25 protein-coding genes are annotated in these 22,911 nt (G+C 68.0%); 12 read left to right on the top strand and 13 right to left on the bottom strand.

Annotated features, from left to right (window positions below; genetic code table 11):
- Positions 1-5: 5 nt before the first annotated feature.
- Positions 6-1,112: an alpha/beta fold hydrolase gene (locus tag DD542_RS16400; protein WP_241559579.1), complete on the bottom strand. Its 1,107-nt coding sequence runs from the start codon at positions 1,110-1,112 to the stop codon at positions 6-8.
- A 31-nt stretch (positions 1,113-1,143) separates the two neighbouring features.
- On the opposite strand from DD542_RS16400, the gene pqqA reads away from it, so the two are divergent.
- From pqqA to DD542_RS16355, 9 genes are all read left to right on the top strand, one after another.
- The gene (gene pqqA / locus DD542_RS16395; RefSeq protein WP_068167214.1) at positions 1,144-1,218 is read left to right on the top strand and encodes a pyrroloquinoline quinone precursor peptide PqqA; all 75 of its coding nucleotides are present in this window, start codon (positions 1,144-1,146) and stop codon (positions 1,216-1,218) included.
- A 72-nt stretch (positions 1,219-1,290) separates the two neighbouring features.
- On the top strand, positions 1,291-2,208 hold the full coding sequence (gene pqqB, locus DD542_RS16390) for a pyrroloquinoline quinone biosynthesis protein PqqB (protein WP_127806375.1): 918 nt from the start codon (positions 1,291-1,293) through the stop codon (positions 2,206-2,208).
- Positions 2,209-2,215: 7 nt separating this feature from the next.
- Positions 2,216-2,947, top strand: a complete 732-nt coding sequence (gene pqqC, locus DD542_RS16385; protein WP_127806374.1) for a pyrroloquinoline-quinone synthase PqqC — start codon at positions 2,216-2,218, stop codon at positions 2,945-2,947.
- Positions 2,938-3,210: a pyrroloquinoline quinone biosynthesis peptide chaperone PqqD gene (gene pqqD, locus DD542_RS16380; protein ID WP_127806373.1), complete on the top strand. Its 273-nt coding sequence runs from the start codon at positions 2,938-2,940 to the stop codon at positions 3,208-3,210. The genes pqqC and pqqD overlap by 10 nt, the downstream gene beginning before the upstream one ends.
- A complete protein-coding gene (pqqE, locus tag DD542_RS16375; RefSeq protein WP_241559578.1) occupies positions 3,194-4,420 on the top strand; it encodes a pyrroloquinoline quinone biosynthesis protein PqqE in 1,227 nt (408 codons plus the stop codon). The genes pqqD and pqqE overlap by 17 nt, the downstream gene beginning before the upstream one ends.
- A 4-nt stretch (positions 4,421-4,424) precedes the next feature.
- Entirely contained in the window at positions 4,425-5,150 is a 726-nt protein-coding gene (locus tag DD542_RS16370; RefSeq protein ID WP_206610685.1) for a hypothetical protein, read from the top strand.
- Positions 5,125-5,736, top strand: coding sequence for a hypothetical protein (locus DD542_RS16365; protein ID WP_127806372.1), 612 nt, complete (start codon positions 5,125-5,127; stop codon positions 5,734-5,736). The genes DD542_RS16370 and DD542_RS16365 overlap by 26 nt, the downstream gene beginning before the upstream one ends.
- A 20-nt stretch (positions 5,737-5,756) precedes the next feature.
- A complete protein-coding gene (locus DD542_RS16360) occupies positions 5,757-6,281 on the top strand; it encodes a hypothetical protein (RefSeq protein WP_066155650.1) in 525 nt (174 codons plus the stop codon).
- Positions 6,278-6,970 (top strand): hypothetical protein, encoded by a 693-nt coding sequence (locus DD542_RS16355; protein WP_127806371.1) that lies wholly within the window; start codon positions 6,278-6,280, stop codon positions 6,968-6,970. The genes DD542_RS16360 and DD542_RS16355 overlap by 4 nt, the downstream gene beginning before the upstream one ends.
- Positions 6,971-6,992: 22 nt before the next feature.
- On the opposite strand, the gene DD542_RS16350 is transcribed toward DD542_RS16355, so the two are convergent.
- Positions 6,993-7,688, bottom strand: a complete 696-nt coding sequence (locus DD542_RS16350; RefSeq protein ID WP_127806370.1) for a hypothetical protein — start codon at positions 7,686-7,688, stop codon at positions 6,993-6,995.
- Between the two features lie 253 nt (positions 7,689-7,941).
- Here DD542_RS16350 and DD542_RS16345 point away from each other — a divergent pair, with 253 nt between their 5' ends.
- Positions 7,942-8,646 (top strand): DUF5666 domain-containing protein, encoded by a 705-nt coding sequence (locus DD542_RS16345; protein ID WP_127806369.1) that lies wholly within the window; start codon positions 7,942-7,944, stop codon positions 8,644-8,646.
- Between the two features lie 33 nt (positions 8,647-8,679).
- On the opposite strand, the gene DD542_RS16340 is transcribed toward DD542_RS16345, so the two are convergent.
- The 8 genes from DD542_RS16340 to DD542_RS16305 all read right to left on the bottom strand — a co-directional run bounded on the left by DD542_RS16340 (position 8,680) and on the right by DD542_RS16305 (position 16,627).
- Positions 8,680-9,246 (bottom strand): hypothetical protein, encoded by a 567-nt coding sequence (locus DD542_RS16340; protein ID WP_127806368.1) that lies wholly within the window; start codon positions 9,244-9,246, stop codon positions 8,680-8,682.
- Positions 9,222-9,542: a c-type cytochrome gene (locus DD542_RS16335; protein WP_066155633.1), complete on the bottom strand. Its 321-nt coding sequence runs from the start codon at positions 9,540-9,542 to the stop codon at positions 9,222-9,224. The genes DD542_RS16340 and DD542_RS16335 overlap by 25 nt, the downstream gene beginning before the upstream one ends.
- Before the next feature lie 164 nt (positions 9,543-9,706).
- The gene (locus tag DD542_RS16330) at positions 9,707-11,398 is read right to left on the bottom strand and encodes a PQQ-dependent methanol/ethanol family dehydrogenase (protein ID WP_066156046.1); all 1,692 of its coding nucleotides are present in this window, start codon (positions 11,396-11,398) and stop codon (positions 9,707-9,709) included.
- Between the two features lie 297 nt (positions 11,399-11,695).
- Positions 11,696-12,694: a quinoprotein relay system zinc metallohydrolase 1 gene (locus tag DD542_RS16325; RefSeq protein ID WP_127806367.1), complete on the bottom strand. Its 999-nt coding sequence runs from the start codon at positions 12,692-12,694 to the stop codon at positions 11,696-11,698.
- Complete coding sequence (locus tag DD542_RS16320; RefSeq protein WP_127806366.1) at positions 12,691-13,488, bottom strand: quinoprotein dehydrogenase-associated SoxYZ-like carrier; 798 nt, start codon at positions 13,486-13,488, stop codon at positions 12,691-12,693. The genes DD542_RS16325 and DD542_RS16320 overlap by 4 nt, the downstream gene beginning before the upstream one ends.
- A 21-nt stretch (positions 13,489-13,509) precedes the next feature.
- The gene (locus DD542_RS16315; protein WP_127806365.1) at positions 13,510-14,355 is read right to left on the bottom strand and encodes an ABC transporter permease; all 846 of its coding nucleotides are present in this window, start codon (positions 14,353-14,355) and stop codon (positions 13,510-13,512) included.
- The gene (locus DD542_RS16310) at positions 14,337-15,494 is read right to left on the bottom strand and encodes an ABC transporter substrate-binding protein (RefSeq protein ID WP_241559577.1); all 1,158 of its coding nucleotides are present in this window, start codon (positions 15,492-15,494) and stop codon (positions 14,337-14,339) included. Before DD542_RS16310 ends, DD542_RS16315 begins: the two co-directional genes overlap by 19 nt.
- Before the next feature lie 128 nt (positions 15,495-15,622).
- On the bottom strand, positions 15,623-16,627 hold the full coding sequence (locus DD542_RS16305) for a PQQ-dependent catabolism-associated beta-propeller protein (protein WP_066155616.1): 1,005 nt from the start codon (positions 16,625-16,627) through the stop codon (positions 15,623-15,625).
- A 177-nt stretch (positions 16,628-16,804) separates the two neighbouring features.
- On the opposite strand from DD542_RS16305, the gene DD542_RS16300 reads away from it, so the two are divergent.
- Both DD542_RS16300 and DD542_RS16295 read left to right on the top strand, forming a co-directional pair.
- The gene (locus DD542_RS16300; protein ID WP_164868417.1) at positions 16,805-17,863 is read left to right on the top strand and encodes a tripartite tricarboxylate transporter substrate binding protein; all 1,059 of its coding nucleotides are present in this window, start codon (positions 16,805-16,807) and stop codon (positions 17,861-17,863) included.
- Positions 17,860-18,618: an ABC transporter ATP-binding protein gene (locus DD542_RS16295; protein WP_127806362.1), complete on the top strand. Its 759-nt coding sequence runs from the start codon at positions 17,860-17,862 to the stop codon at positions 18,616-18,618. Before DD542_RS16300 ends, DD542_RS16295 begins: the two co-directional genes overlap by 4 nt.
- Before the next feature lie 13 nt (positions 18,619-18,631).
- On the opposite strand, the gene DD542_RS16290 is transcribed toward DD542_RS16295, so the two are convergent.
- The 3 genes from DD542_RS16290 to DD542_RS16280 all read right to left on the bottom strand — a co-directional run bounded on the left by DD542_RS16290 (position 18,632) and on the right by DD542_RS16280 (position 22,796).
- Complete coding sequence (locus tag DD542_RS16290) at positions 18,632-20,722, bottom strand: TonB-dependent receptor (protein WP_164868416.1); 2,091 nt, start codon at positions 20,720-20,722, stop codon at positions 18,632-18,634.
- A gap of 94 nt (positions 20,723-20,816) precedes the next feature.
- Positions 20,817-21,197, bottom strand: a complete 381-nt coding sequence (locus DD542_RS16285) for a DUF779 domain-containing protein (RefSeq protein WP_127806360.1) — start codon at positions 21,195-21,197, stop codon at positions 20,817-20,819.
- Between the two features lie 78 nt (positions 21,198-21,275).
- Positions 21,276-22,796: an aldehyde dehydrogenase family protein gene (locus DD542_RS16280; protein ID WP_127806359.1), complete on the bottom strand. Its 1,521-nt coding sequence runs from the start codon at positions 22,794-22,796 to the stop codon at positions 21,276-21,278.
- Positions 22,797-22,911 lie beyond the last annotated feature (115 nt).

Here is a 22,911-nt window from a genome sequence, read left to right as displayed (position 1 = left end):
CGCCGTCACGACCGCCTCACTTGCTCGCGCAGCGCCGCCAGCGTCTGCGGTTCGTGGCCCAGATGGCCGGCGCGGGTGAGCGTGAGCGACGACCGACCGGGCGCCAGACGCTCCATCAGCGACTGCCAGCGCTGGCTGTTCTGCGGCGGGCATACCGCGTCGAACGCACCATGCACCCAGTCCACCGGCACACCCGCGAGCGCGACCGCGCGCACCGCCCTGTCCAGGCCGCCGGGGCGCACAAAGCCGCGCCGCAACAGGTAGTGCGACTGGATGCGGAACTTGCGCCGCAGCGCCCGGTCCGTGCGGTCGGAGCGGTCGCCACGGCGCTGGAACCCTGCGGCCATGCGCCGCTCGTGCCGCCGCTGACCGGCCCAGACCGCGCGGGCTCCGGCCACGGGCCGGTCGGCACCGAGCACCGCGCGCCACATGCCACGGGCCGCTGCGCGCGATTCGAGCAGGGCCCAGCGCCGTGCCGCGCGCAGACCTGCAACAGCGGGTGTACCGGATTGGAGCAACCGGCGCAGACGCGCCAGCAGCGCGGGCAGTGCCACGCTGCGCGAGGCCGGCCAGACGGCCACAGGAACACTCAGGGTCTTCCCTGATGCCGCGCCCCGCAACAGCCCCCCGACCTCTCGCCGCGACAGCGCAAAGGCCCCGCGCAGCACCATCCGCTGCACCCGCTGCGGATGGGCCTGTGCGTAGGCCAGCGCGAGCACCGTGCCCCATGAGCCGGCCTGCAGCGACCAGCGCTCCAGACCCAGCTGCCGCCGCAGGGCTTCGAGGTCGGACACCAACGCCGCCGTGTGGTTGCGCAGCGTGCTGCCGCGCGGGCGGCTGCTTCCGCTGCCACGCTGGTCGGGCACGATGGCGCGGTGCCGGCGCAGATCCAGCGGTGCCAACAGTCCCGGGTTCGCTCCGCTGCCCGGCCCCCCGTGCAGCAGCAGCCAGGGCTCGCCCTCAGGGTTTCCACCGAGATGCCAGGCCATGCGGTGCGGCGCCGCGAGCCCAAGGTCGCGCTGGCGTCGCCAGGGGGCTTGTGCGGTGGCATCGTTTTTGCTGATCATCGGGTGCGGCTTGAACTGCAACAGTGCAGGCAGGTCGGCAGTCACGATTCATGCCAACCCCAACTGGAGACAAGACATGCAGTGGACCACTCCCGCCTTCACCGACCTTCGTTTCGGTTTTGAAATCACGATGTACATCGCCAACCGCTGACCACCGGCGACGAGCGACCTCAGGCGCACGGGTGTTCTCACACGTGCGCCTTTTTTCTTCCCAATCCAGTCTATGCGCATCCGCGTTCTTGGTTCTTCCGCCGGCGGCGGTTTCCCGCAGTGGAACTGCAACTGCCCCAACTGCAGCGGCCTGCGCCGCGGCACGCTCAAGGCGCGCGCCCGCACCCAGTCGTCGATCGCGGTGAGCGACGACGGCCAGGACTGGCTGCTGGTCAACGCCTCACCCGACATCCTCACCCAGATCCGCGACAACCCTGAGCTGCAGCCGGGCCGCGCCATCCGCGACAGCGGCATCGCCGCCGTGCTGCTGATGGACGCACAGATCGACCACGTCACCGGCCTGCTGATGCTGCGCGAGCGCAAGACGCCGCTGCCGCTGCTGGCCACGCCGGAAGTGTTCTCGGACATCGGCTCCGGTTTCCCGATCACCAGCATCCTCTCGCACTACTGCGGCACCGAGCGGCAGGAACTGCCCATCGACGGCCGCGCGGTGCACATCACCGCCCTGCCCGGCCTGCAGCTGCACACCGTCTCGCTGTCGTCCAAGCCGCCGCCGTACTCGCCCTTCCGCGGCAACCCGCGGCCGGGCGACAACATCGGCCTGCTGATCACCAACCCGGCCACAGGCGCCAAGGCGTTCTACGCGCCCGGCCTGGCCGAGGTCACCGACGATCTGATCGAGCTCATGAGCGGCTGCGCCGTGGTGCTGGTCGACGGCACCTTCTGGACCCACGACGAGATGCAGCGCCTGGGCCTCTCGGCCAAGGCCGCGCTGGACATGGGGCACCTGCCGCAAAGCGGCCCAGGCGGCATGATCGAACGGCTGGACCGCCTGCCCGTCAGCGTGCGCAAGGTCCTCATCCACATCAACAACACCAACCCGATGCTGGTGGAAGACTCGCCCGAGCGCGCCGAACTCACGGCCCACGGCATCGAGGTCGCCCACGACGGCATGGACATTTCTTTCTGAGCACGCCATGGAGATCGCCCGCCACCACCGCCCCCACGAAGGGCTGCCCGCCTGGAACGCCAAAGAGTTCGAGGCCCAGCTGCGCGACAAGGGCCGCAGCTACCACATCCACCACCCGTTCAACGTGCGCATGAACTCGGGCGGCTGCACGCCCGACGAGATCCGCTGCTGGGTGGCCAACCGCTTCTACTACCAGATCTGCATCCCGCGCAAGGACGCCGCCATCCTGGCCAACATGCCCGACCGCGAGCACCGGCGCCTCTGGGTCGAGCGCATCCTCGACCACGACGGCCATGGCGACCACCAGGGTTCTGCCGCCGGTGGCATCGAGGCCTGGACGCGGTTGGGCGAAGCGGTGGGCATCTCGCGCGAAGAGCTGTGGTCGCTGCAGCACGTGGTGCCCGCGGTGCGCTTTGCCTGCGACGCCTATGTGCACTTCGCGGCCACCGCGCCCTGGCAGGAAGCGGTGTGCTCGTCGCTGACCGAGATGTTCGCGCCGCAGATCCACAAGGACCGACTGGCCACCTGGCCCACACACTATCCGTGGATCGAATCCAATGGCCTGGCCTACTTCCGCAGCCGCATCCCGCTGGCCAGCCGCGACGTGGAGCATGGCCTGCGCGTGACGCTGGACCACTTCAAGACCCGCGAGCAGCAGCACCATGCGCTGGACATCCTGCAGTTCAAGCTGGATATTCTGTGGACCATGCTGGACGCCATCGAAAAGGCTTGTCAGTGAACGCCGCCCTGCCCGCCCAACCCAGGCTGTCGCGCCGATTCCGGTTGCAGTACGAAGAGGCCCAATCGCGCTGGGTGCTGCTCTACCCGGAAGGCATGGTGCAGCTCAACCCGAGTGCGGCCGAGATCCTCAGGCGCTGCGATGGCGAGCGCTCGGTCGATGCCATCGTCACTGAGCTGGAAGCCGCGTTCAACGCCCAGGGCATAGCCCCGGAAGTCCGCAACCTGCTCGAAGAAGGCCAACGCCGTGGCTGGATCGACTGAACTCCTGAGCGCCGCCCCCATCCCCGCCGGCCCGCCGCTGTGGCTGCTGGCGGAGCTGACCTACCAGTGCCCGCTGCACTGCGTCTTTTGCTACAACCCGACGCAGCACGCCAAAGTCACCGACGAGCTGACCACGGCGCAGTGGGTGGACGTGATGACGCAGGCGCGCAAGCTCGGCGCGGCGCAGCTGGGTTTCTCCGGCGGCGAGCCGCTGCTGCGCGACGACCTCGAAGAACTGGTGCAGGAGGCGCACCGACTGGGCTACTACACCAACCTCATCACCTCGGGCGTGGGCCTCACCCCGGCCCGCGCGCAGAAGCTCAAGGACGCCGGCCTGGACCATGTGCAGCTGTCGTTCCAGGACTCCACCAAGGAGCTGAACGACTTCCTCAGCCACACCAAGACCTTCGACCTCAAGCAGCGCGTGGCCAAGCTCATCAAGGCGCACGACTGGCCGATGGTCATGAACTGCGTGCTGCACCGGCACAACCTGCCGCACGTGCGCAAGATCATCGACATGGCCGTGGCGCTGGAGGCCGAGTACCTGGAACTGGCCAACACCCAGTACTACGGCTGGGCCTGGATCAACCGCGATCACCTCATGCCCACGGCCGAGGAACTGAAGGTCGCCGAAGCCGAGGTCAACGCCTTCCGAGCCGAGCAGGACGCGAAGACCGATGGCCACAAGACCCGCGTGCTCTTCGTGGTGCCCGACTACTTCGAGGAACGCCCCAAGGCCTGCATGAATGGCTGGGGCGCGGTGTTCCTCTCCATCGCGCCCGACGGCCTGGCCATGCCCTGCCACAACGCGCGCGACCTGCCCGGCCTGCGGCTGCCCAACGTCAAGGACGTGTCCATCGCCGACATCTGGCAGCGCAGCAACGCCTTCAACACCTTCCGCGGCGACGCCTGGATGAAGCCGACCTGCCGGACCTGCGACGAGCGCCACAAGGACTTCGGCGGCTGCCGCTGCCAGGCCTTCCTGCTCACCGGCGACCCGGCCGAGACCGACCCGGTGTGCAGCAAGTCGGCCCACCATCAGAAGGTGGTGGCGGTGGTGCGCGACGCACCGAAGCACCGCAACATCCCGATCGTGTTCCGCAGCGACGCCGAGTCGAAGGCATTGCACGAGCCCCCACGCTCCACGCCTGCGGCGGTCGCCGCCCCCCAAGGGGGCGCGTTCACGGCTTCTGGCGGCCGTGCGCCGTGAACCCATGAACACCTCCACCCACCACATGTTCGGCGCGCTGCTGGTGCGGCGCCTGCCGGGTGCCGCCCGGCCCACGCTGAACGTGGAACGCGCGGACCAGGGCCTGTTCCTGCTCTGGCTGGCCTATATGGGGGTGCTGGTGTTCGCGGCCTGGCTGCTCTGGCGCGCGGGGGCCTGGCACCGGCTGGTGGAGGCCGACCCGACGCACCTCACGCTGGTGATCGTGGTGCTGTTCATCGGCTGCTCGCTCTGGGCCGGGCGCCGCGCCTGGGACCTGGGCCGCCAGCGCAGCGCACTCGACGAGGGCCAGGCGCACGGATGGAGCAGCGAGTTCCTGCAGGGTTCTGCACGGCCCGGCGCCGACCGGGCGTCCTGGCTGCAGGTGCTGGGCGAGCGCGCGCACGGTCCGCACGAGATGGCCTGGTGGCTCAACGGCATCCAGCTTAAGCTAGGCCTGCTGGGCAAGGTGATCGGCTTTTCCATCCTCGCGCTGCAACTGGGCCAGATGGACAGCTTCGACCCGAGCCAGAGCGCACAGCTGCTCAAGAGCCTAACGGGTGGCCTGGGCATCGCGCTGCTGACCACGGTGACGGGCCTGACCGGCAACATCCTGCTGGGCCTGCAGCTGATGCGGCTGGACCGCTTTGCCGACGCTCTGGTGGCCGACGCGCTGGCGCTCTCGCTCACGAACGAAGGACTGCGCGATGGCGATCGGCCGGCCGATTCGTGACACCGAGGCCGATCCGTTCTACGACATGTTGTTCAACATGTTGATCGCCTTCGTCTTCTGTTTTGTCATCGCCATCCTGGCCTTCAACCCGCAGGCCCGCAAGGCGGGCGACGTGCCGGCCAAGGCCGAGTTCATGGTCACGGTCTCCTGGCCCGACAACAACCCCAACGACGTGGACACCTGGGTGCTCGAACCCGGCGGCAAGACGCTGTGGTTCCGCCAGCGCGACGCCGGCATGCTGCACCTGGACCGCGACGACCGCGGCGCCAAGAACAACAGCGTGCTGGTCAACGGCAAGCTGATCAGCAGCGCCATCCGGCAGGAGATCGTCACCCTGCGTGGCATCGTGCCCGGCGAATACGTGGTGAACGCCCACTACTACGACAGCGGCGACCTGCAGCCCGTGGAGGTGACGGTGGCGGTGGTGAAGGTCAATCCGCAGGCCGAGATCGTCTACACCGGCACCCAGCAAATCCCGCGCAAGGGCGACGAACGCACCCTGGTGCGCTTCACGCTGGACGAGGCGGGACAGGTTCTGGACCTTTCCACGACTCCCAAGACCATCGTGCAGCGCGCCGGGCTCTGAACCCCACCACAACAAGAACCATGATCCCTGCCGTCTCCTCCCAGTTGCTGCTGCTGTCCATCGCCTACGCGCTGCTGGCCTTCCTGCTGCTGATCCTGTGCCTGGGCACACGCTGGCACTGGGGCCTGAAGGCCTCGCTGGTCGTGCTGGTCAGCGGCTTTTATGTGTTCTCGTTCCAGACCTTCCGCGGCCTGGCCGGCTGGCCGGCCGAGGACGAGCTGCCGCGTCAGTTCGTGCTGCTCTCGGCGGTGTTCGACGAACCCAGCCCCGGCCGTGGCCACGAAGGCGCCATCTTTCTCTGGGTGCATCCGATGAAGGACGATGCGCCGCTGGCCATGCCCCGCCAGTTCAAGCTGCCCTACGAGAAGGACCTGCACCGCATCCTGGGCGACGGCATCAAGAAGGCGCGCGACGGCAACACCCAGCTGGGCGAAACCGAACCGAAGCGCGGCACCGGCAGCCTGCCCTGGCTGCGCCCGGCGGGCAACGACAAGGTCGAGATCAAGCTGCGCGACCTGCCCCGCGCCCAATTGCCCGAAAAATGAGCCGCCACCTGCTTTTCTGCGCACCGCTGGCGCTGCTGGCCGCCTGCAGCGGCCGTGACATGGGCAGCGAGTGGTTCCCGCTGCGCGTGGGCGACGAACAGACGATGTCGGTGAGCTACCAGATGGACGAGCCGCGCGATCCTGAACAGTGGGTGATGCGCGTGGACGAACCTGTGGTGTTCCAGGACCAACCGGTCGCGGTGCGGCATCATTCGGCCGGTGTGAGCTACTACCTGAAGGTCGACGACCAGGGCGTGCGCCGCATCGCGACCCGCACCGACATCGACAGCGAACCGACGGCCGATGCCGAACCCATGTGGGTGCTCAAGGCGCCCTACGCGGTCGGCACCGAATGGACCACGGCCACCGTGCCCTACCTCCTGCAACGCAGGAACGAACACCCGCGCGACCTGAAGTACACGCACAAGGTGCAGATGACCTGGCGCATCGAGGCGGTGGACGACATGGTGACGCTGGCCGACGGCAGCGCGCACCAACCCTGCCTGCGCGTGGTGGGCCAGGCCCGGTTGAATCTCTACACCGACCCAGTGAACGGCTTCACCGACGTGCCCCTGATCAGCCGCGAGTGGTACTGCAAAGGCCAGGGGCTGGTGAAGCTGGAACGCGAAGAGCAAGTGCCGGCGGGCTTCATGACCGGCGGCACGCTGCGGGCCGAGCAGCTGCGCTGAGCAACCCGGCCCACGTCAGCGATCAGTTCTTTCCGCCGCCCTTGCCCCCGCCGTTTCCGCCGCCGTTGCCACCACCCTTGCCGCCACTGTTGCCGCCACGGTTGCCACCGGCGTTGCTTCCACCTTTGCCACCGCCCGCATTGCCGGAGTTGCCGGCGCCCTTGCCGCCGCCACCATCACCACCGCCGCTGGCGTTGCCACCGCCTTTGCCGCCACCCGCGTTGCCCGACGAGCCAGCGCCGTCGCTGCGGCCCTTGCCCGCATCGGACGGACGTCCCAGGGCCAGGCCCACGCGGTCCTGTTCGGGCGCATCGGTGCTCACCGTGTCGCGCGGCTTGGTCTTGCGCAGAGCGTCTTTCTCGGCCTGATCGGCGCGGTTGGCGGCGCTGACCACCGCCCCCAGGCGAAGACCCAGGCTGTTCGCAATGGCGCCCCAGCCCATGCCCTGGTCGCGAAGCGCCTGCACGTTGCTGGCCGCCAGGGCCAGTTGTTCTGTGGTCGGTTCGGTGATGCCCTGCTTGCTGAGATCGGCCTTGGCCAGCTGCATGGTGAGTTCCTGCTGGCGAGCCGAGGGCGAGGTGGTCGGCGCGGTGGGTGTCGGCGTCGGGGTGGTCCCGACGGTCACCACCACGTCGGCGGCCGAGGCTGCGCCCATGCAGACCACCGCGGCGACGGCCAGCAGGCCACTGGTCAGAGAGGTGGTGTGGGGTGTCTTCATAGTCGTTGTCCTGTGTGGTTGACGGAGCACGAATGCTACCCACCGGGGTACCACCCTGGGTGTCCGTTTGTTACAGGCCAGCGCCCTGGCCGGATGCGGCGCAACCAAAGGTAAGCCTTGAAAAACCCTTTGCCATTTCAGCCTGTCTTAATGCTCGCCCCTGATCTTGTGCGCCGACGCGAGCGACTGCGCCACACCCCGCTGGCGTGCGTTGCATGGCCGTCATTCACAACAACACCGAGGAACCTTCACCATGACGCACACCCCCACCACGCCCACCCGCTTGTCCTTGACCGCAGGGCGGCTGATCATCACCGCCCTGCTGGTTGCAGGCCTGGCCGCCTGCGGTGGTGGCAGCGGAGACAGCAGCAGCACCACCGCCAGCGGCCGCTCCCTCACCGGCACCGTGACCAGCTACGAGAGCCCACAGAACTTCAGCGTCGATGGCATTCCGGTGGATGCGAGTGGCTCCAGCGCCACGCCCCAGGGCATGACCACCGGCAGCCGCGTGGAGGTCCACGGCGAAATGGTCAACGGCACGCTGCAGGCGAGCAAGGTCGAACTCGATGACAGCGACGACCGCGACGACGACAACGCCAACCCGAACGAACTGGAAGGCCGCGTGACGGCCTACGCCAGCCCCGCCAGCTTCAGCGTGGACGGCATCCCCGTGGACGCCAGCGCCGCCCCGCGCACGCTGAGCGTGGGCATGCGCGTCGAGGTCTACGGCACCATGACCAACGGCGTCCTGGTGGCCAGCCGCGTCAAGATTGAAGACGGTGACGATGAGTCCGATGACGATGCGAACGACGACAACTGCACCGCCACCGGCAAGTCCGATTGCCACGACGACGATGGCGACGACCATGACGATGGGGACGACCACGACGACGACAACTCGGACGAGAGCGACGACGACTGCGACGCGCTGGGCAAATCGGACTGCGACAAGGATTGAGATGGGCGCGCGGGCCGCGCGCCCACACCCTCTTCACTCGATCCGCAGTTCCTGCACCCAGCGCGCGCCGGGCGCGAAGTCGTCGCGGTCAAAGCGGCCGTAGGGCGGCTCGTCGGCTTTTTCCGGCGGCACGCCGATGCGGTTGAGATCCACAGCCTGCGGCGTGCCCACCAGCCCGGTGGGCGTCGGTGCGAACTTGAAGATGACACCGTTCCACAGCTTGGCGCCAAAGTCGGCCGGCTGCTTGAAAAAGAACAGCAGGTTGTGTTCCAGCCAGGCGTAGTCACCAACGCCCACCGTGCCCGGGTGCGGGTACGGATAGGGCACGAAGCAGGTGATCTCCTGCGCCGCCGGCAGGCACTTGAATTCGCGCATCGACAGGAAGTGGTCGCGCATCACCGAGTGGTCCATCTTCACCTGGAAGCTGGCCCGGCCTCCGCTGGGCGTACCGAAGGTCACGGTGCCGATGCGGGTGCGCTGGCCGTCGCGCGCAACCGCCACGAGGGACTTCTCGCCCTCGGGCAGGACCGGCTGTGCCACCGCGGCGCCCATGCAGAGCGCCGCGGCCAGAGCGGTCAGTGCTTGGCGGTCATGACCCATTGCGCCAGGGTCTTGATGTCGGCCGCGCTCATGTTCGGGTGCGCAGGCATGGGGATGCGGCCCCACTTGCCCTTGCTGCCGTACTGGATCGCCTGGACCAGGTTGGCCACGGCGTCCTTGTCGTCCCTGTACTTGTCGGCCACGTCGCTGTAGGCGGGGCCGACGACCTTTTCCTTGGCCGAGTGGCAGGACAGACAGCCATTGTTCTTGGCCAGCTCGATCGCGGCCGCTTCATCGACCGCATGCGCGGCACCCGCGGCGAGGAGAAGACTGGAAGTGAGGAGGAGAGTGCGCATGATCAATAACCAGAAAAACGACAGACGAAAAAATGGACAGGGCCCCCTCCAGAACATCATCGGAGGAAGTGCCCCATCCAGCACACACCGAGGAACCGGCTCCGCCGGGCCTCTGGTGTGGTCCCCCCTCCCAGGGGGGAAGCCGCGTCAGCGGCGCAGGGGGGTCACTTCATGACTTTGAAGGTCCAGACCGAGCCGCCCTGTTCGAGGAAGTTCACCTTCTTGGCCACTTCACCACCCCACAGTGGCACCGCACCACCCCAGCCGGACACGACCGAGATGTACTGCTCGCCATCCTGCGTCCAGGTGATGGGAGGCGCCACCACACCGGAGCCGGTCTGGAACTGCCACACCACCTTGCCGGTCTTGGCGTCGGCGGCCTTCAGGTAGCCCTCGGGCGTGCCCCAGAACACCAGGTCACCCGCGGTCAGCACGCCACCCCAGAGAGGGGCCTCGTTCTTGACTTCCCAGGCCACCTTGCCGGTCTTGGGGTCGATCGCGCGAAGCGAACCGATGTGGTCGTCGAACAGCGGCTTGATGGTGAAGCCGGCGCCCAGATAGGCCGCGCCCTTCTTGTAGGTGATGGGCTCGTTCCAGATCTCCATGCCCCATTCGTTGGTGGGCACGTAGAACAGACCGGTCTTGGGGCTGTAGGCCATCGGCATCTGGTTCTTGCCACCCAGGAAGCCGGGGGCCGAGAACACCGACTTGCCCTTGGCACCGTCGCCGCCGGCGGCCGTCGGGTCCCCAGGACGGTTGGCCGGGTCGTAGTTCGGACGGCCGGTCTTGAGGTCGATGCCGGTGGCCCAGGTCACCTTCTTCACGAAGGGGAAGGCGTTGAGCAGCTTGCCGGTTTCGGCGTCGTTCACGTAGAAAAAGCCGTTGCGGTCGGCCTTGGCACCGACGCGCTTGCCGTCCATGTCGAAGGTCACGAACTCGTTCACGCCGTCGTAGTCCCAGCCGTCGTTGGGCGTGGACTGGTAGTGCCACTTGATCTGGCCGCTTTGCACGTCGATGGCAACGGTCGACGCGGAGTACAGGTTGTCACCCTTGCGCACATGGCTGTTCCAGGGGCCGGGGTTGCCGGTGCCGAAATAGGCCAGCTTGGTCTTGGGGTCGTAGGTACCGCCCAGCCAGGTGGCCGCGCCGCCAGTCTTCCAGGTCTCGCCGGGCCAGGTGGCGTTGGTGGTGCCGGTGATGCCGTTTTCCTTGCCGTCCTTGTAGCCCATGTGGCCTTCGACCACCGGGCGCGTCCAGACCATCTTGCCGGTCTTGGGGTCGCGCGCTTCCACGCGGCCGACCACACCGAACTCACCGCCGGACACGCCGGTCATCAGCAGGCCTTCGGCGATCAGGGGCGCAGCGGTGTAGCTGTAGCCCGCAGAGTAGTCGTCGATCTTCTCGCGCCACACCACCTTGCCGGTGTCCTGGTCCAGGGCCACGAGCTGGGCGTCCAGCGTGCCGAAGATCACCAGGTTGTCGTACAGGGCGGCGCCGCGGTTGATCACGTCGCAGCAGGGCATGATGCCCTCGGGCAGGCGATGCTCGTACTTCCAGAGCTTCTTGCCGGTCTTGCTGTCCACCGCGTAGATGCGCGAGTAGGACGCGGTCACGAACATCTTGCCGTTGTGGACCAGCGGCTGGCTTTGCTGGCCGCGCTGCTTCTCGCCGCCGAAGGACATGGACCACACCGGGACCAGCTTGTTGATGTTCTTGGCGTTGATGCCCGTCAGGGTGGAGTGGCGCTGGCCTTGCGTGCCCAGGCCCCAGCTCAGAACGTTGTCGGGCGTCGCGGCGTCGTTGGCGATCATGGCGTCGGTCACGCCCTGGGCGCTGACGTGGGCCGTGGCGGCCATGACCAAAAGGCTCAGTAGGGTGCGTTTCACTGTGGGTCTCCTGCTCGTTCGAGGGTTGATGGCTTTTCTGTGGTGGGTGCCGCCGGACCGCTCGTGGCTCCGACCCTCCGGTGCCTGGCGTACACATCACAGACAGCAAAGGGCAACATCCGTGCCAGCGGGCCGGCCCCGAAAGGCCTAGGGTTTACACCGACGTTTGAGCGCGCTGGAGGCCCCGGGAGCGGTCCTCGAAGGCATCAGCTGCGCCAACCGTGCCACAGTGGCCGGGACACCTCTGTGACACTGTTCAAAAATGTGTCACCTGGCCGGCGCAGCCAGCACGCGCTGCTCGTAGCGCGGGTACCACTGGGTCAGCGAGCGCTGCAGTTCCGCGGGCTGTGCGGCCCACTTCGCAAAGCGCTCGGGCACCGGCGTGCGCAGCACCTCGCCCAGGTCCAGGCCGCGCTCGGCCGAGGTCTGCATCAGGTTCGTGAGCCACTGCAGCCAGTCGCGCGTCTGGCGCAGGCCGGCCAGCCCCTCGTGCACCGGGCCGTGGCTGGGCACCACGGTTTTGGCCTTGCCAGTGGCCAGCAGTTGCTCCAGCGTGTCCAGGCTGGCCAGCCACGCGGCGAAGTCGGCGTGCGGCGTGGTCGGCACGCGCTCGGTGAACACCAGGCCGCCCGCAAAGAGCACACCGGTGGTGGTGTCCAGCACCACCAGGTCGTCGGCGGTGTGGCCGTGCAGGCGCATCAGCTCCAGCTTGTGCGCTCCGAGTGACAGTGTCTGCGGCAGGTTCTTGGGGTCGATGGCCTCGCGCGAGGGCGTGGACTCGGTGCCGCGCATCCAGTCGCCACAGAGCCGGTACAGGTTGTCGGCGTAGGCGCCGCCCTCGGCGCGCGCGCCGGCAATGGTGCCGGCCAGCGCTTCGGTGGGCCGGTCGGCCCAGGCCTGGTGGCCGAAGAAATAGTCGGGGTGCAGATTCAGCTGCAGCACCTTGCGCACCGGGGCTTTGGTCAGTCGCTCGATGGCCCGCCGCTGCTGCTCGCCGTACAGCCGCGACGGCCCGGTGTTGATCACCACCACGCCGTCGCCGGTGTCGATGAAGGCGGTGTTGATGATGTTGCAGCCGTTGGCGCGCGAGAAGTCGGCCACCTCACCCTCGATCACCCAGGAGCCCGGGGCAATCTGGCGCGGCTTGAGGTCGTAGTCCGAGCGGGCCATGTCGGGCTTGGAGGCAAACGGTGGCACGGCCACCGGCTGCGCCAAGGCCGCGGTTGCCAACAGTGCCCACAGCGCGGCCACGCCCAGGCGCCTCATGCCCTCACCTCGGCGTCGATGCGGTTGCCGTTGTTGTCGCGGCCGAGCAGGCGGAAGGCCGGCGGCGAAACGGGCGGCAGCTCGAAGGTGATCAGCGGGTTCTCGGACACCGGTTCGTGCAGCGCCAGCCGCCACCAGGGCTGGCCGCCCGGGTCCTGCAGCTCCATCTGCTCGATGTAGAAGGCCGGGATGCCCGCCACCAGACCGGTGTCCATCGGGTGCATCACGCGCAGCCGCAGGCGGCGGCTGCCCTCGATCACGTTGTTGAAGAAGCGCGCCTGCACCTGGCCCAGGGTCTTGCTCCAGGAACCGTCGGCCCGTGTGATGCCCGGCACCGTGCAGCCGCCGCCCGCCGCCTGCACCCAGGTGCTGCCCACGTGCCACTGGCCGTCTTTGGTCTGCACGAAGGCGCGCACCGGCGAGGCCTGCTCCATACGGATGCGGAAGGCCAGCATGGGCAGTGCGCGCAGCGGTTCGAAGTCCAGCACCTGGCGCACCGGGTTGCGGTCCACCGACACCTTGATGCGCACCACCCCACCGCCGACCGCGGATAGCGCCCGCGCATCCACCAGCAGCGGCACGTTCATCGCGTCGTCGGCGAAGGCAGGCCCCTTGACGATCACCGCGTCGCTGAACGTCGCCTTGGCCCTGCCAATGGTCTGCTCGCGCAGACTCGGGTACTGCATCGAGCCCAGCGGATCGCCGCCGGTCTGGTCGTCCTGCGCCAGCGCTGCCCCGCCGACCAGGGCGGCGGTCGACAGCAGCCATTGGCGGCGGTTGGAAGCAAGGCGCATGGCTGGATCTCCGGGCCTGGCTCAACCGCCAGGCTTCTTGCTGATCGAGCCGCGTTGCGGGTCGTAGCCCCAGAGCGCGGCGACAAAAAACACCACCGTGCAGCCCAGCACCACCGCCCAGGCGGTGCCATTGAACTGCCCGTACATCGCAAAGCGGATCGCCTCGACCGCGTGGGTGAAGGGGTTGGCCTGCGCCAGTTTGAGCAGCCACCAGGCGCCCGACTCCTCCAGCTTCCACAGCGGGTACAGCGCCGGGCTGATGAAGAACATCGGGAAGATCACGAAGTTCATCGTGCCGGCGAAGTTCTCCAGCTGCTTCACGTAGACCGACAGCACCAGCCCCACCGAGGCCAGCATCACCGCGCCGCACACCATGGCCAGCAGCGCGGCCGGCAGGTGCAGCAGCGGCAGCTCGACGCCGAAGGCCCAGGCGATCACCAGGAACACCACCATCTGCAGCACCGACAGTGCGGTGCCGGCCAGCAGCTTGAACGCCAACAGCCAGCCGCGCGCCAGCGGCGCCGTGAGCAGCAGGCGCATCACGCCCATCTCGCGGTCGTAGACCATGGAGAGCGAGCTCTGCATGCCGTTGAACAGGGCCACCATGCCCAGCAGGCCGGGCACCATGTATTCCTTGTATTCGACGTAGGTCTCGTAGGGCGGCGCAATCGCCACGCCGAACACGTTGTGGAAGCCCGCCGAGAACACCACGAACCACAGGAGCGGCCGCACCAGGGCCGAGCCCAGGCGCGAGGGCTGGCGCAGGAAGCGACCGATCTCGCGGCCCACCACCGCGCGCAGGGCGCGCAGCAGGTGCGGCAACAGCGCGGGTGTCGGGTCGGGGGTGATCAGGGCCGCTGCTTGCATGCGCTTTCCGCTTCGTCCACGCCCAGCGTGTCCATGACTTCCCTGGGGTGCAGCACGCCGTCCAGCGGGGCCACGCCGACCACGCCGTCGACGTGGCTGAGGAAGATGGGCTGGCGCAGCTGCCCGTCCCAGGCGCGGAACGACAGGCGCGGCCCCTTGAAGCCGTCCACCGCCACCGGCCCGCCGCGCAGGGTCTTGAGCTGTTGCGCGATGGGCGCCTTGGGCAGGTCCACCAGCACGGTCGCCACCGCACGGACCGCGATCCAGGCGGCCCAGTCGTGGCCAGTCATGGGGCGCTTGTGCTCCTTGGCAAAACGGCGCGAGAGCTGCGGGCCGCCGTTGCGTTCCCACAGCGGGTGCCAGGGCACGGCCACCAGACCATTGGCGCCCACCACCGGCCGCGGCAGTTGCGTGGCGTACGGCACGGTGCGCGCGAACTCGCCGTCGCTGTCCAGCACCGCCACCACCTCGTGCTCACGGTCGCCGCCAGTCAGCAGGCGCACATTGCCCAGGTCGCGCTCGCGCGGGTCGCCGGTGAGCTTGAAGGGTTTGGTGGACGTGGCCTTGATGCCGTAGCGCTTGGCCGAGCGGTTGAAGGCCTCCAGCATGGGTGCGTCCCCCGGCAGCGGGCCCTGCAGCACCAGGGCCTTGCGCCAGTTGCGCGCCGCCAGGTACTGCGCCAGCGCGTCGCTGAGCATCGCGCGGCTCGGCACGGTGTGCAGCAGGTGCGCCGCGCACTGCGCGCCGCGCAGCGCGTCGTCGTCGGCCGCGGCGTTGAACACGATGGCGCCGCCCAGCGCGGCCGGCGCCGCCTGCACCAGCGCACGCAATTCGGCGGCCGGCAGGTCGGCCACCACGTGCTGCACCTTGGCGGCCTTCAGCTCGGCCAAGGCCTTGGTCAGGCCCGCGGCGTTGGGCAGCACCACGTCCTTCACCTCCAGCGCGATGCCGGCGGCGTCCAGCTCAAACGCCGAGTCTTCGGCCGCCAGCTGCACGCCGTCGATGGCGCGCCCGGTGGGGTGGCCGGGGTAGGCCTTCTCCAGCCGGCGCGGCGCGTGGCGCGGGTCGCCGTCCAGCGACACCACCGCGATGGTGACCTTGGTGGCGGCCAGCGCTGGAGCAGGCACCGACGCCCACACGCAGGCACACCACAAACCCAAGCCCAGAATGCCGCGGAACCGGCTTTGCCGGGCCGCAGGCATTGCCCCTTGAGGGGCGGAGCGGCCACACGAAGTGGGCAAGCGATGGGGGTGGGCCACAGGCTCTGTCATTTGCTCACAAGAATGGTGTGCGGCACACGCCCGGCCGGCACCGTCTTCAGTGCCTTGCCCGACGCCGTGTCCACCAGCGTCATGTCGTCCGACAGGCCGTTGGCCACGAACAGGGTCTTGCCGTCGGCCGTGAAGCCCAGGCCCCACGCGCGCTTGCCCACCAGCACCTGGTTCTTCACCGCCTTGCTCGCCACGTCCACCTCGGCCACGTGGTTGGCGCGGCCCAGGCCCACCCACATGCTCTTGCCGTCCGGGCTGATGGCCATGCCCACGGGGGTGATGTCGGCCGGGCGCATGCCCTTGACCTCGAACTTGATCTTCTGCTTCTCGGTGTGGGTCTTGGTGTCGACCACGCTCACGGTGGCGTCCAGTTCGTTGGTGACCCACAGCTCGCCGCCGTCGGGCGACATGACGAAGCGGCGCGGGCGCTTGCCGACCTTGATGTTCTTGGTCACCTTCTTCGTGCCCAGGTCGATCACATGGACGACGTTGGCCACTTCGGAGGTCACGTAGGCGGTTTTGCCATCGGGCGTGACCAGCACGCCTTCGGGCTCGCCGCCGGTTTTCACTTCAAACACCGCCTTTTTCGTTGCGATGTCGTAGGCCCCCAGCACGCTGTCGTCCTCGACCGACACGTAGGCGGTCTTGCCGTCGGGGCTGAGGTCGAACATCTCCGGGCTCTCGCCCAGCGGCACGGTGCCGGCCAGCTTGCCGCCAGCCACGTCCACCACGCCCATGGCGTTGCTGTCGCCGCAAATCACGAAGATCTGCGAACCATCGGCGTTGAACCTCATGTCGCGCGGGCGCTTGCACACGTCGATGGCGCCCTGGCGCTCGCCCGCGGTGTTGAACACGTAGAGCTTGTTGTCCTTCTCGCTGGACACGTAGACCTTGCTTTCGGCATGGGCGGGCAGGCTGAAGGCGAGCGTGGCGCCGGCGGCGCACAGGGCTGCGGTCAGGGGGCGCAGGGAACGGCGGAATGCGGTGGCACGGAGGGCCATGTCTTTGTCTCCTTGGTGTTGTCAAACGGTCAGCGGCCGGGCGGGCATCGCCACGGGCGCGCGATGCCTCTGCAAATTCGGTGCCAGTGGGCCATGGGCTGTTGCGGGAACAGAATTTGCCTCAAGATGCCCTGTCCCGAGGGCGCTCCGAGGGACAGGAGACTATCAGGCCCCGCCATGAGACACACACCGCTGTTCCCAGCGTTCAAAAATGACACAGGGATAACCCTGAGCCGTGACACAACCCAGGCCCGGCACCCGACGCGCCGCGACATCCTGTTCCAGGCCGGCGCGCTGGCCGTGGCGTCTGCGACGCCGCTGGCGAGGGCCCAGGCGCCCTTTCCCAGCAAGCCGCTGCAGCTCATCGTGCCCTGGCCCGCGGGCGGTCAGACCGATCTGACGATCCGCATCCTCTGCGAAGAGGCCGAGCCGCTGCTGGGCCAGCCGGTGCTGGTGGTCAACAAGCCCGGCGCGGCCGGCACGCTGGTGGCGCCCGCGCTCAAGGCGGCAGAGGCCGACGGTCACACCATCGGCCAGGTGCCCATCACGGTCTACCGCCACGCACTGATGAACCACGTGCCCTGGGACCCGGTGACCGACCTCGCGCCCATCCTGCAGGTCTCGGGCGTGAGCTTCGGCCTGCTGGTGCCGGCCAGCAGTCCGTTCAAGAGCGCCACCGAGCTGATCGACTGGGCCATCAAACACCCCGGTGAGCTGATCCTGGGCTCTACCGGCATCGGCACCACCGCCCACCTGGCGATGGAAGAGATCCTGCTGCAGCACAACGTGAAGTACGTGCACGTGCCCTACAAGGGCACGGCCGACCAGATGCTGGCCATCGCGGGCGCGCAGATCATGGCGGGCGTCAACTCCACCGGCTTCGCGCCCTGGGTCGAGAAAGGCCAGATGCGCGTGCTCGCCACCTTCAACGCCACGCGCAACCCGCGCTGGCCCGACGCGCCCACCATGCGCGAACTGGGTTATCCGCAGGCGGTCTACACCTCGCCATGGGGCCTGGCCGCGCCGGCCGCCACACCGCCCGCGGTGGTGCAGAAGCTGCACGACGTGTTCCACAAGGCCATGTTCAGCGAACGTCATGCGGGCGCGCTCGCCAAGTACGATCAGTCGCTCGATTACCTGGGCACGCGCGACTACCGCCAGGCGGTGCTCGCCACCGTGGAACGCGAAAAGAAGCTGCTCGCACGCATGAACCTGCTGGCCAAGACCGCCTCATGACCGAACCCACACCGCCCGCCTTCAACTCCGTGCTGCAGGCCGAGGGCCTGCACAAGGCCTACAACGGCAAACCCGCGCTCAAGGGCGTCACCCTGTCGATGCAACCCGGCGAGATGGTGGCCCTGCTCGGCCCCAACGGCGCCGGCAAGTCCACCCTGCTGCAGCTGCTCACCGGCCTGTTCACCCCCGACCAGGGCACGATCCATGTGCTCGGCCAGGACATGCGCCAGCACCCCGCGCGCGCGCTCGCGGGCCTGGGCGTGGTGTTCCAGCAGAGCGCGCTCGACCTGGACCTGACGGTGATGGCCAACCTGCTGTTCCACACCGACCTGCACGGCATCCCGCGCAAGACGGCGCGCGAGCGCATCGACGCGCAGCTCGCCGCCATCGGCCTGCAGGACCAGGCCAAGGCCGTGGTGCGCAGCCTCTCGGGCGGCACGCGGCGCAAGGTGGAGCTGGTGCGCGCGCTGCTGCACCGCCCGCGCCTGCTGCTGATGGACGAGGCCACCGTGGGCCTGGACCCGGCCTCGCGCCAGCAACTGCTGGACACGGTGCGCGGCCTGTGCCGCGACCAGGGCCTAGCGGTGCTCTGGGCCACGCACCTCATTGAAGAAGTGAAGACCGCCGACCGCCTGCTGCTGCTGCACCAGGGCACGGTGCGCTTCGACGGCGCCATCGGCGCCTTCATGGCCGCCGCCGAAGGCCCGGACTTCCAGACAGAGGTATTGAAGGCGCTGCAGAAGCCGGGGCTCTGAACCCCGGCCGGGTTCAGAACGCGTAGCTCACCGTGGCGCCGACACCCCACTGCCGACCCGGCGCCGGCTCGAAGAAGCGGCGGTTGCCGTCGTTGGCGATCACCGAACCGATGGTGGCCTTGTCGGCCAGGTTGTCCACGCGCACGTACTCGCGCAGCTTCCACGCGCCCAGCTTCTGTTCCCAGCCCAGCCGCAGGTTGAACAGCGTGGCCGCGTCGGTGCGGTCGCTGTTCACGTCGTCCACCACCATCGAGCCGCGGTGCACGACCTCCAGCGCGGTCGTGAAGCCGGGCCAGGCGCGCGGCTGCCAGACCAGCTCACCGAACAGCGTGCGGTTCATCGTGCCGGGAATGCGGTTGCCCTTGGCCACGGTGGCGCCGCTGCTGCTGGCAAAGGCCTGGTCGAAGCGGGCATTCAGCGTGGAGAACGCCAGGTGCGTGCGCCACTCGGGGCTCCACTGCGCGCTGTGCGCCAGCTCGATGCCCGAACGGCTGGTCTTGCCCGCGTTGGTGTAGACCGTGCGCCCGCCGCTGCTGGACGCGACCACGATTTCATCGGTGGTGCCGATGTGGAACAGCGCGGCGTCCAGCCGCTGGCCCTCGCCCAGCTTGGTCTTCAGGCCCAGTTCCACGTGGGTGCTGCGCGCGGACTTGAGATTCAGGTTGGGGCCGCTGCCGTCTGCCGTGTAGGCGATCTCGGTCAGCGTCGGCGTCTCAAAACCCTTGCCGATGTTGGCGTAGAGGTTGGTGTCGGGGCTGAGGTGGCGCGTGAGACCGATCACCGGGTTGGTGGCGTTGAAGCGTGCGCGGCCGCTGTCGTCGGGGTTGCCGGGGCGCACGAAAAAGTCCTTCACCTTGAAGCTCACCCGGTTGGCGCGCAGGCCGGCCACCGCGCTCCAGCCCTCGTTGATCGCCCAGTCGGCCTGGGTGTAGACGCCCGTGCTGTCCACGCTGTCGTCCTCGTCGCGCTTGAGCTCGCCCGGCTCGCCGAGGTTGTTGATGAAGCCGCGGCGGCGCTCGCTCATGCGCTCCAGGTCCAGGCCCGCACTCAGCCGCACCTCGCCCTCGCCCGCCGCGATGCGCCGGGCGTAGCGCAGGCCGGTGCCGCTGTAGCTGCGGTCCAGCTGCACCACGCCGCCGGCCGCCGTGGGCGAGGTCTGCGCCATCAGCGGGATGGAGAGCCGGTTGTCCAGGTCGCGCTGGCCCGCGTAGACCCGCGCCGAGAGTTCGCTCTTCGCATCCAGCTGGTGTTCTGCCACCAGGCCGACCTGGTTCTGCGACACGTCCTTGCCAGCCTTGTACAGCGTGGAGTTCGCCACCGCCTGGCGCGGATTGGCTTCGAACTGCTCGCGCGTCAGGCCCAGCGGGTCGCCCGATTCGGGCTGGTCAAACGAATTGGCCACCAGGGTGAGCTTCGTGGCGTCGCTGGGCGCCCAGCGCAGCTTGGCATTGGTGTGCTTGCGCTTGGCCGCGCTGTTGACGCGCCAGCCGTCGGTGGAGAAGTCGCTGTGGTCGATCACATAGTTCAGTGAACCTCTCTGCCCCGCCGCCTGCAGGCCGTAGCGGCGCAGCTGTTCGGAACCCGCATCCACGCTGAACCGGACTTCGGGTTTCGCCGGGCCGTCGGCGGTGAACACCTGCAGCACGCCGCCGGCCGAATTGCCGTAGAGCTGGGCCAGCGGCCCGCGCAGCACCTCGATGCGCTGGGCCGAGGGCAGGCTGATGGTCGATGCCTGGCCCTGGCCGTCGGGCATGGTGGCGGGAATGCCGTCGACGATGAGCCTGGCGCCGCGGATGCCGAACGGCGAGCGCGAGCCCGAGCCGCGGATGGAGAGCTGCAGGTCCTGCGCGTAGTTCTGGCGGTTCAGCACCGTGATGCCGGGCACCCGCGTCATCACCTCGGACAGGTTGACACGCGGCCCAGCCGCCTCGATGGCGTCCTGTCCCACAGCCTGCACCGAGGCCGGTGCGTCGAAGCTCTGCTGCTCCTGCCGCGAGGCGCTGACGACGACCTCCTGCAGGGTCTGGGCGCCGGCGGTGCCGGCCAGGGTCATGAGCAGCGCGGCGTTCAGGCGCCGCAGGGCGACGGTGGGGCGTGGGGTCATGGTCTTGTCTCCGGAAGGGGCCGATCTTCCAACAAGTTCCATGCCATGCGCCCCGGCCAGCGCACTGTTCAGGAATGGAACACCGGGCGGCCGTTCAGTGCCCGGCCGCGTGTTCCTCCGCCTCGATCTGCACCATTTCTTCCGGCGTGAACACCCGCGAACGGGTGTGGAAGGCCTTGCCTTCCGGCCCTTCGAGCGAGAAGGTGCCGCCGTGGCCTTCGATCACGTCGATGATCAGCTGCGTGTGGCGCCAGGTCGCGTACTGCGACTTGCTCATGTAGAACTCGCAACCGCCGATGGTGCCCAGGAACACGTCGCCCTGGCCCATGGTGATCTCGCCCAGCAGGTAGCAGTTGGCGGCGCTGTTGTCGCAGCAGCCGCCGCTCTGGTGGAACATCAGCCCGGGGCCGTGCTTGGCCTTGAGGAACTCGATCAGTTCCAGCGCCGCCGGTGTCGCCACGACTTTTTCAACCATGTCTGTCTCCTTGTTCTGAAAACCGAAAAGGGGAAGCGGTTGCCCGCCTCCCCTCGCACTCCGAAACCCTGGTGAGGATCAGAAGAAGCCGAGCTTGTTCTCGCTGTAGCTGACCAGCAGGTTCTTGGTCTGCTGGTAGTGGCCGAGCATGGCCTTGTGGTTTTCGCGGCCCAGGCCCGACTCCTTGTAGCCACCGAAGGCGGCGTGCGCGGGGTAGGCGTGGTAGCAGTTGGTCCACACGCGGCCGGCCTTGATGGCGCGGCCCATGCGGTAGGCCAGGTTGCCGTTGCGGGTCCACACGCCGGCGCCCAGGCCGTACAGCGTGTCGTTGGCGATTTCCAGGGCTTCGGCTTCGTCCTTGAAGGTGGTCACGGCCAGCACCGGGCCAAAGATTTCTTCCTGGAAGATGCGCATCTTGTTGTGGCCCTTGAACAGCGTGGGCTGCACGTAGTAGCCACCGTCCAGATCGCCACCGACCTTGGCCTGCTCGCCACCGATCAGCACCTGCGCGCCTTCGGCCTTGCCCAGTTCCAGGTAGCTCAGGATCTTGGTCAGCTGCTCTTTGGAAGCCTGCGCACCCATCATGGTGTCGGTGTCCAGCGGGCTGCCCATCTTGATGGCGGCCACGCGCTTCAAGACGCGCTCCATGAACTTGTCGTAGATGCTTTCCTGGATCAGCGCGCGGCTGGGGCAGGTGCAGACCTCGCCTTGGTTGAACGCGAACAGCACCAGGCCTTCGATCGCCTTGTCCAGGAACGAGTCGTCCTTGTCCATCACGTCGGCGAAGAAGATGTTGGGCGACTTGCCGCCCAGTTCCAGCGTGGCGGGAATCAGGTTGTTGGCGGCGGCCTGGGCGATCACGCGGCCGGTCGAGGTCGAACCGGTGAAGGCGATCTTGGCGATGCGCTTGCTGTTGGCCAGCGGCATGCCGGCTTCGCGGCCGAAACCGTTGACGATGTTCAGCACGCCCGGGGGCAGCAGGTCGGCGATCAGCTCGATCAGGATCAGCAGGCTGATAGGGGTGGATTCGGCGGGCTTCAAGACGATGCAGTTGCCGGCGGCCAGGGCCGGCGGGATCTTCCACGCGGCCATCAGGATGGGGAAGTTCCAGGGAATGATCTGGCCGACGACGCCCAGGGGTTCCTTGAAGTGGTAAGCCACGGTGTTGCCGTCGATTTCGCTCATGGAACCTTCTTCGCCCCGCAGGCAGCCTGCGAAGTAGCGGAAGTGGTCGACGGCGAGGGGGATGTCGGCGTTCAGGGTTTCGCGGATCGGCTTGCCGTTGTCCACGGTTTCGGCGTAGGCCAGCAGTTCGAGGTTGGCTTCGAGGCGGTCGGCGATCTTCAGCAGGATGTTCGAACGCGTGGTCGCGTCGGTCTTGCCCCAGGCATCGGCCGCAGCGTGCGCAGCGTCCAGTGCCAGATCGATGTCTTCGGCCGTGGAACGGGCCGCCTGGGTGTAGACCTTGCCATTGACGGGCGAGATCACATCGAAGTACTGGCCCTTGACCGGGGCGACCCACTTGCCGCCGATGAAGTTGTCGTAGCGCGATTTGTAGGTGATCTTGGCGCCTGCGGCGCCGGGAGCTGCGTAGATCATGTGTCGTCCTCTGAAAGGGGTGGTTGTGAACAAAGCCGGATCGGCTGACGCTCCTGTCCACAACATCCGTGCCACCGCGAAGGAGCGACTCAATCTGAGACGAATGCTCTTTTTT

It is taken from the genome of Hydrogenophaga sp. NH-16, assembly GCF_004006415.1.
GTDB lineage: Bacteria > Pseudomonadota > Gammaproteobacteria > Burkholderiales > Burkholderiaceae_C > Hydrogenophaga > Hydrogenophaga pseudoflava.
Note: the sequence above shows the minus strand (reverse complement) of the source record. Positions and strands in the feature narration are given on the sequence as shown.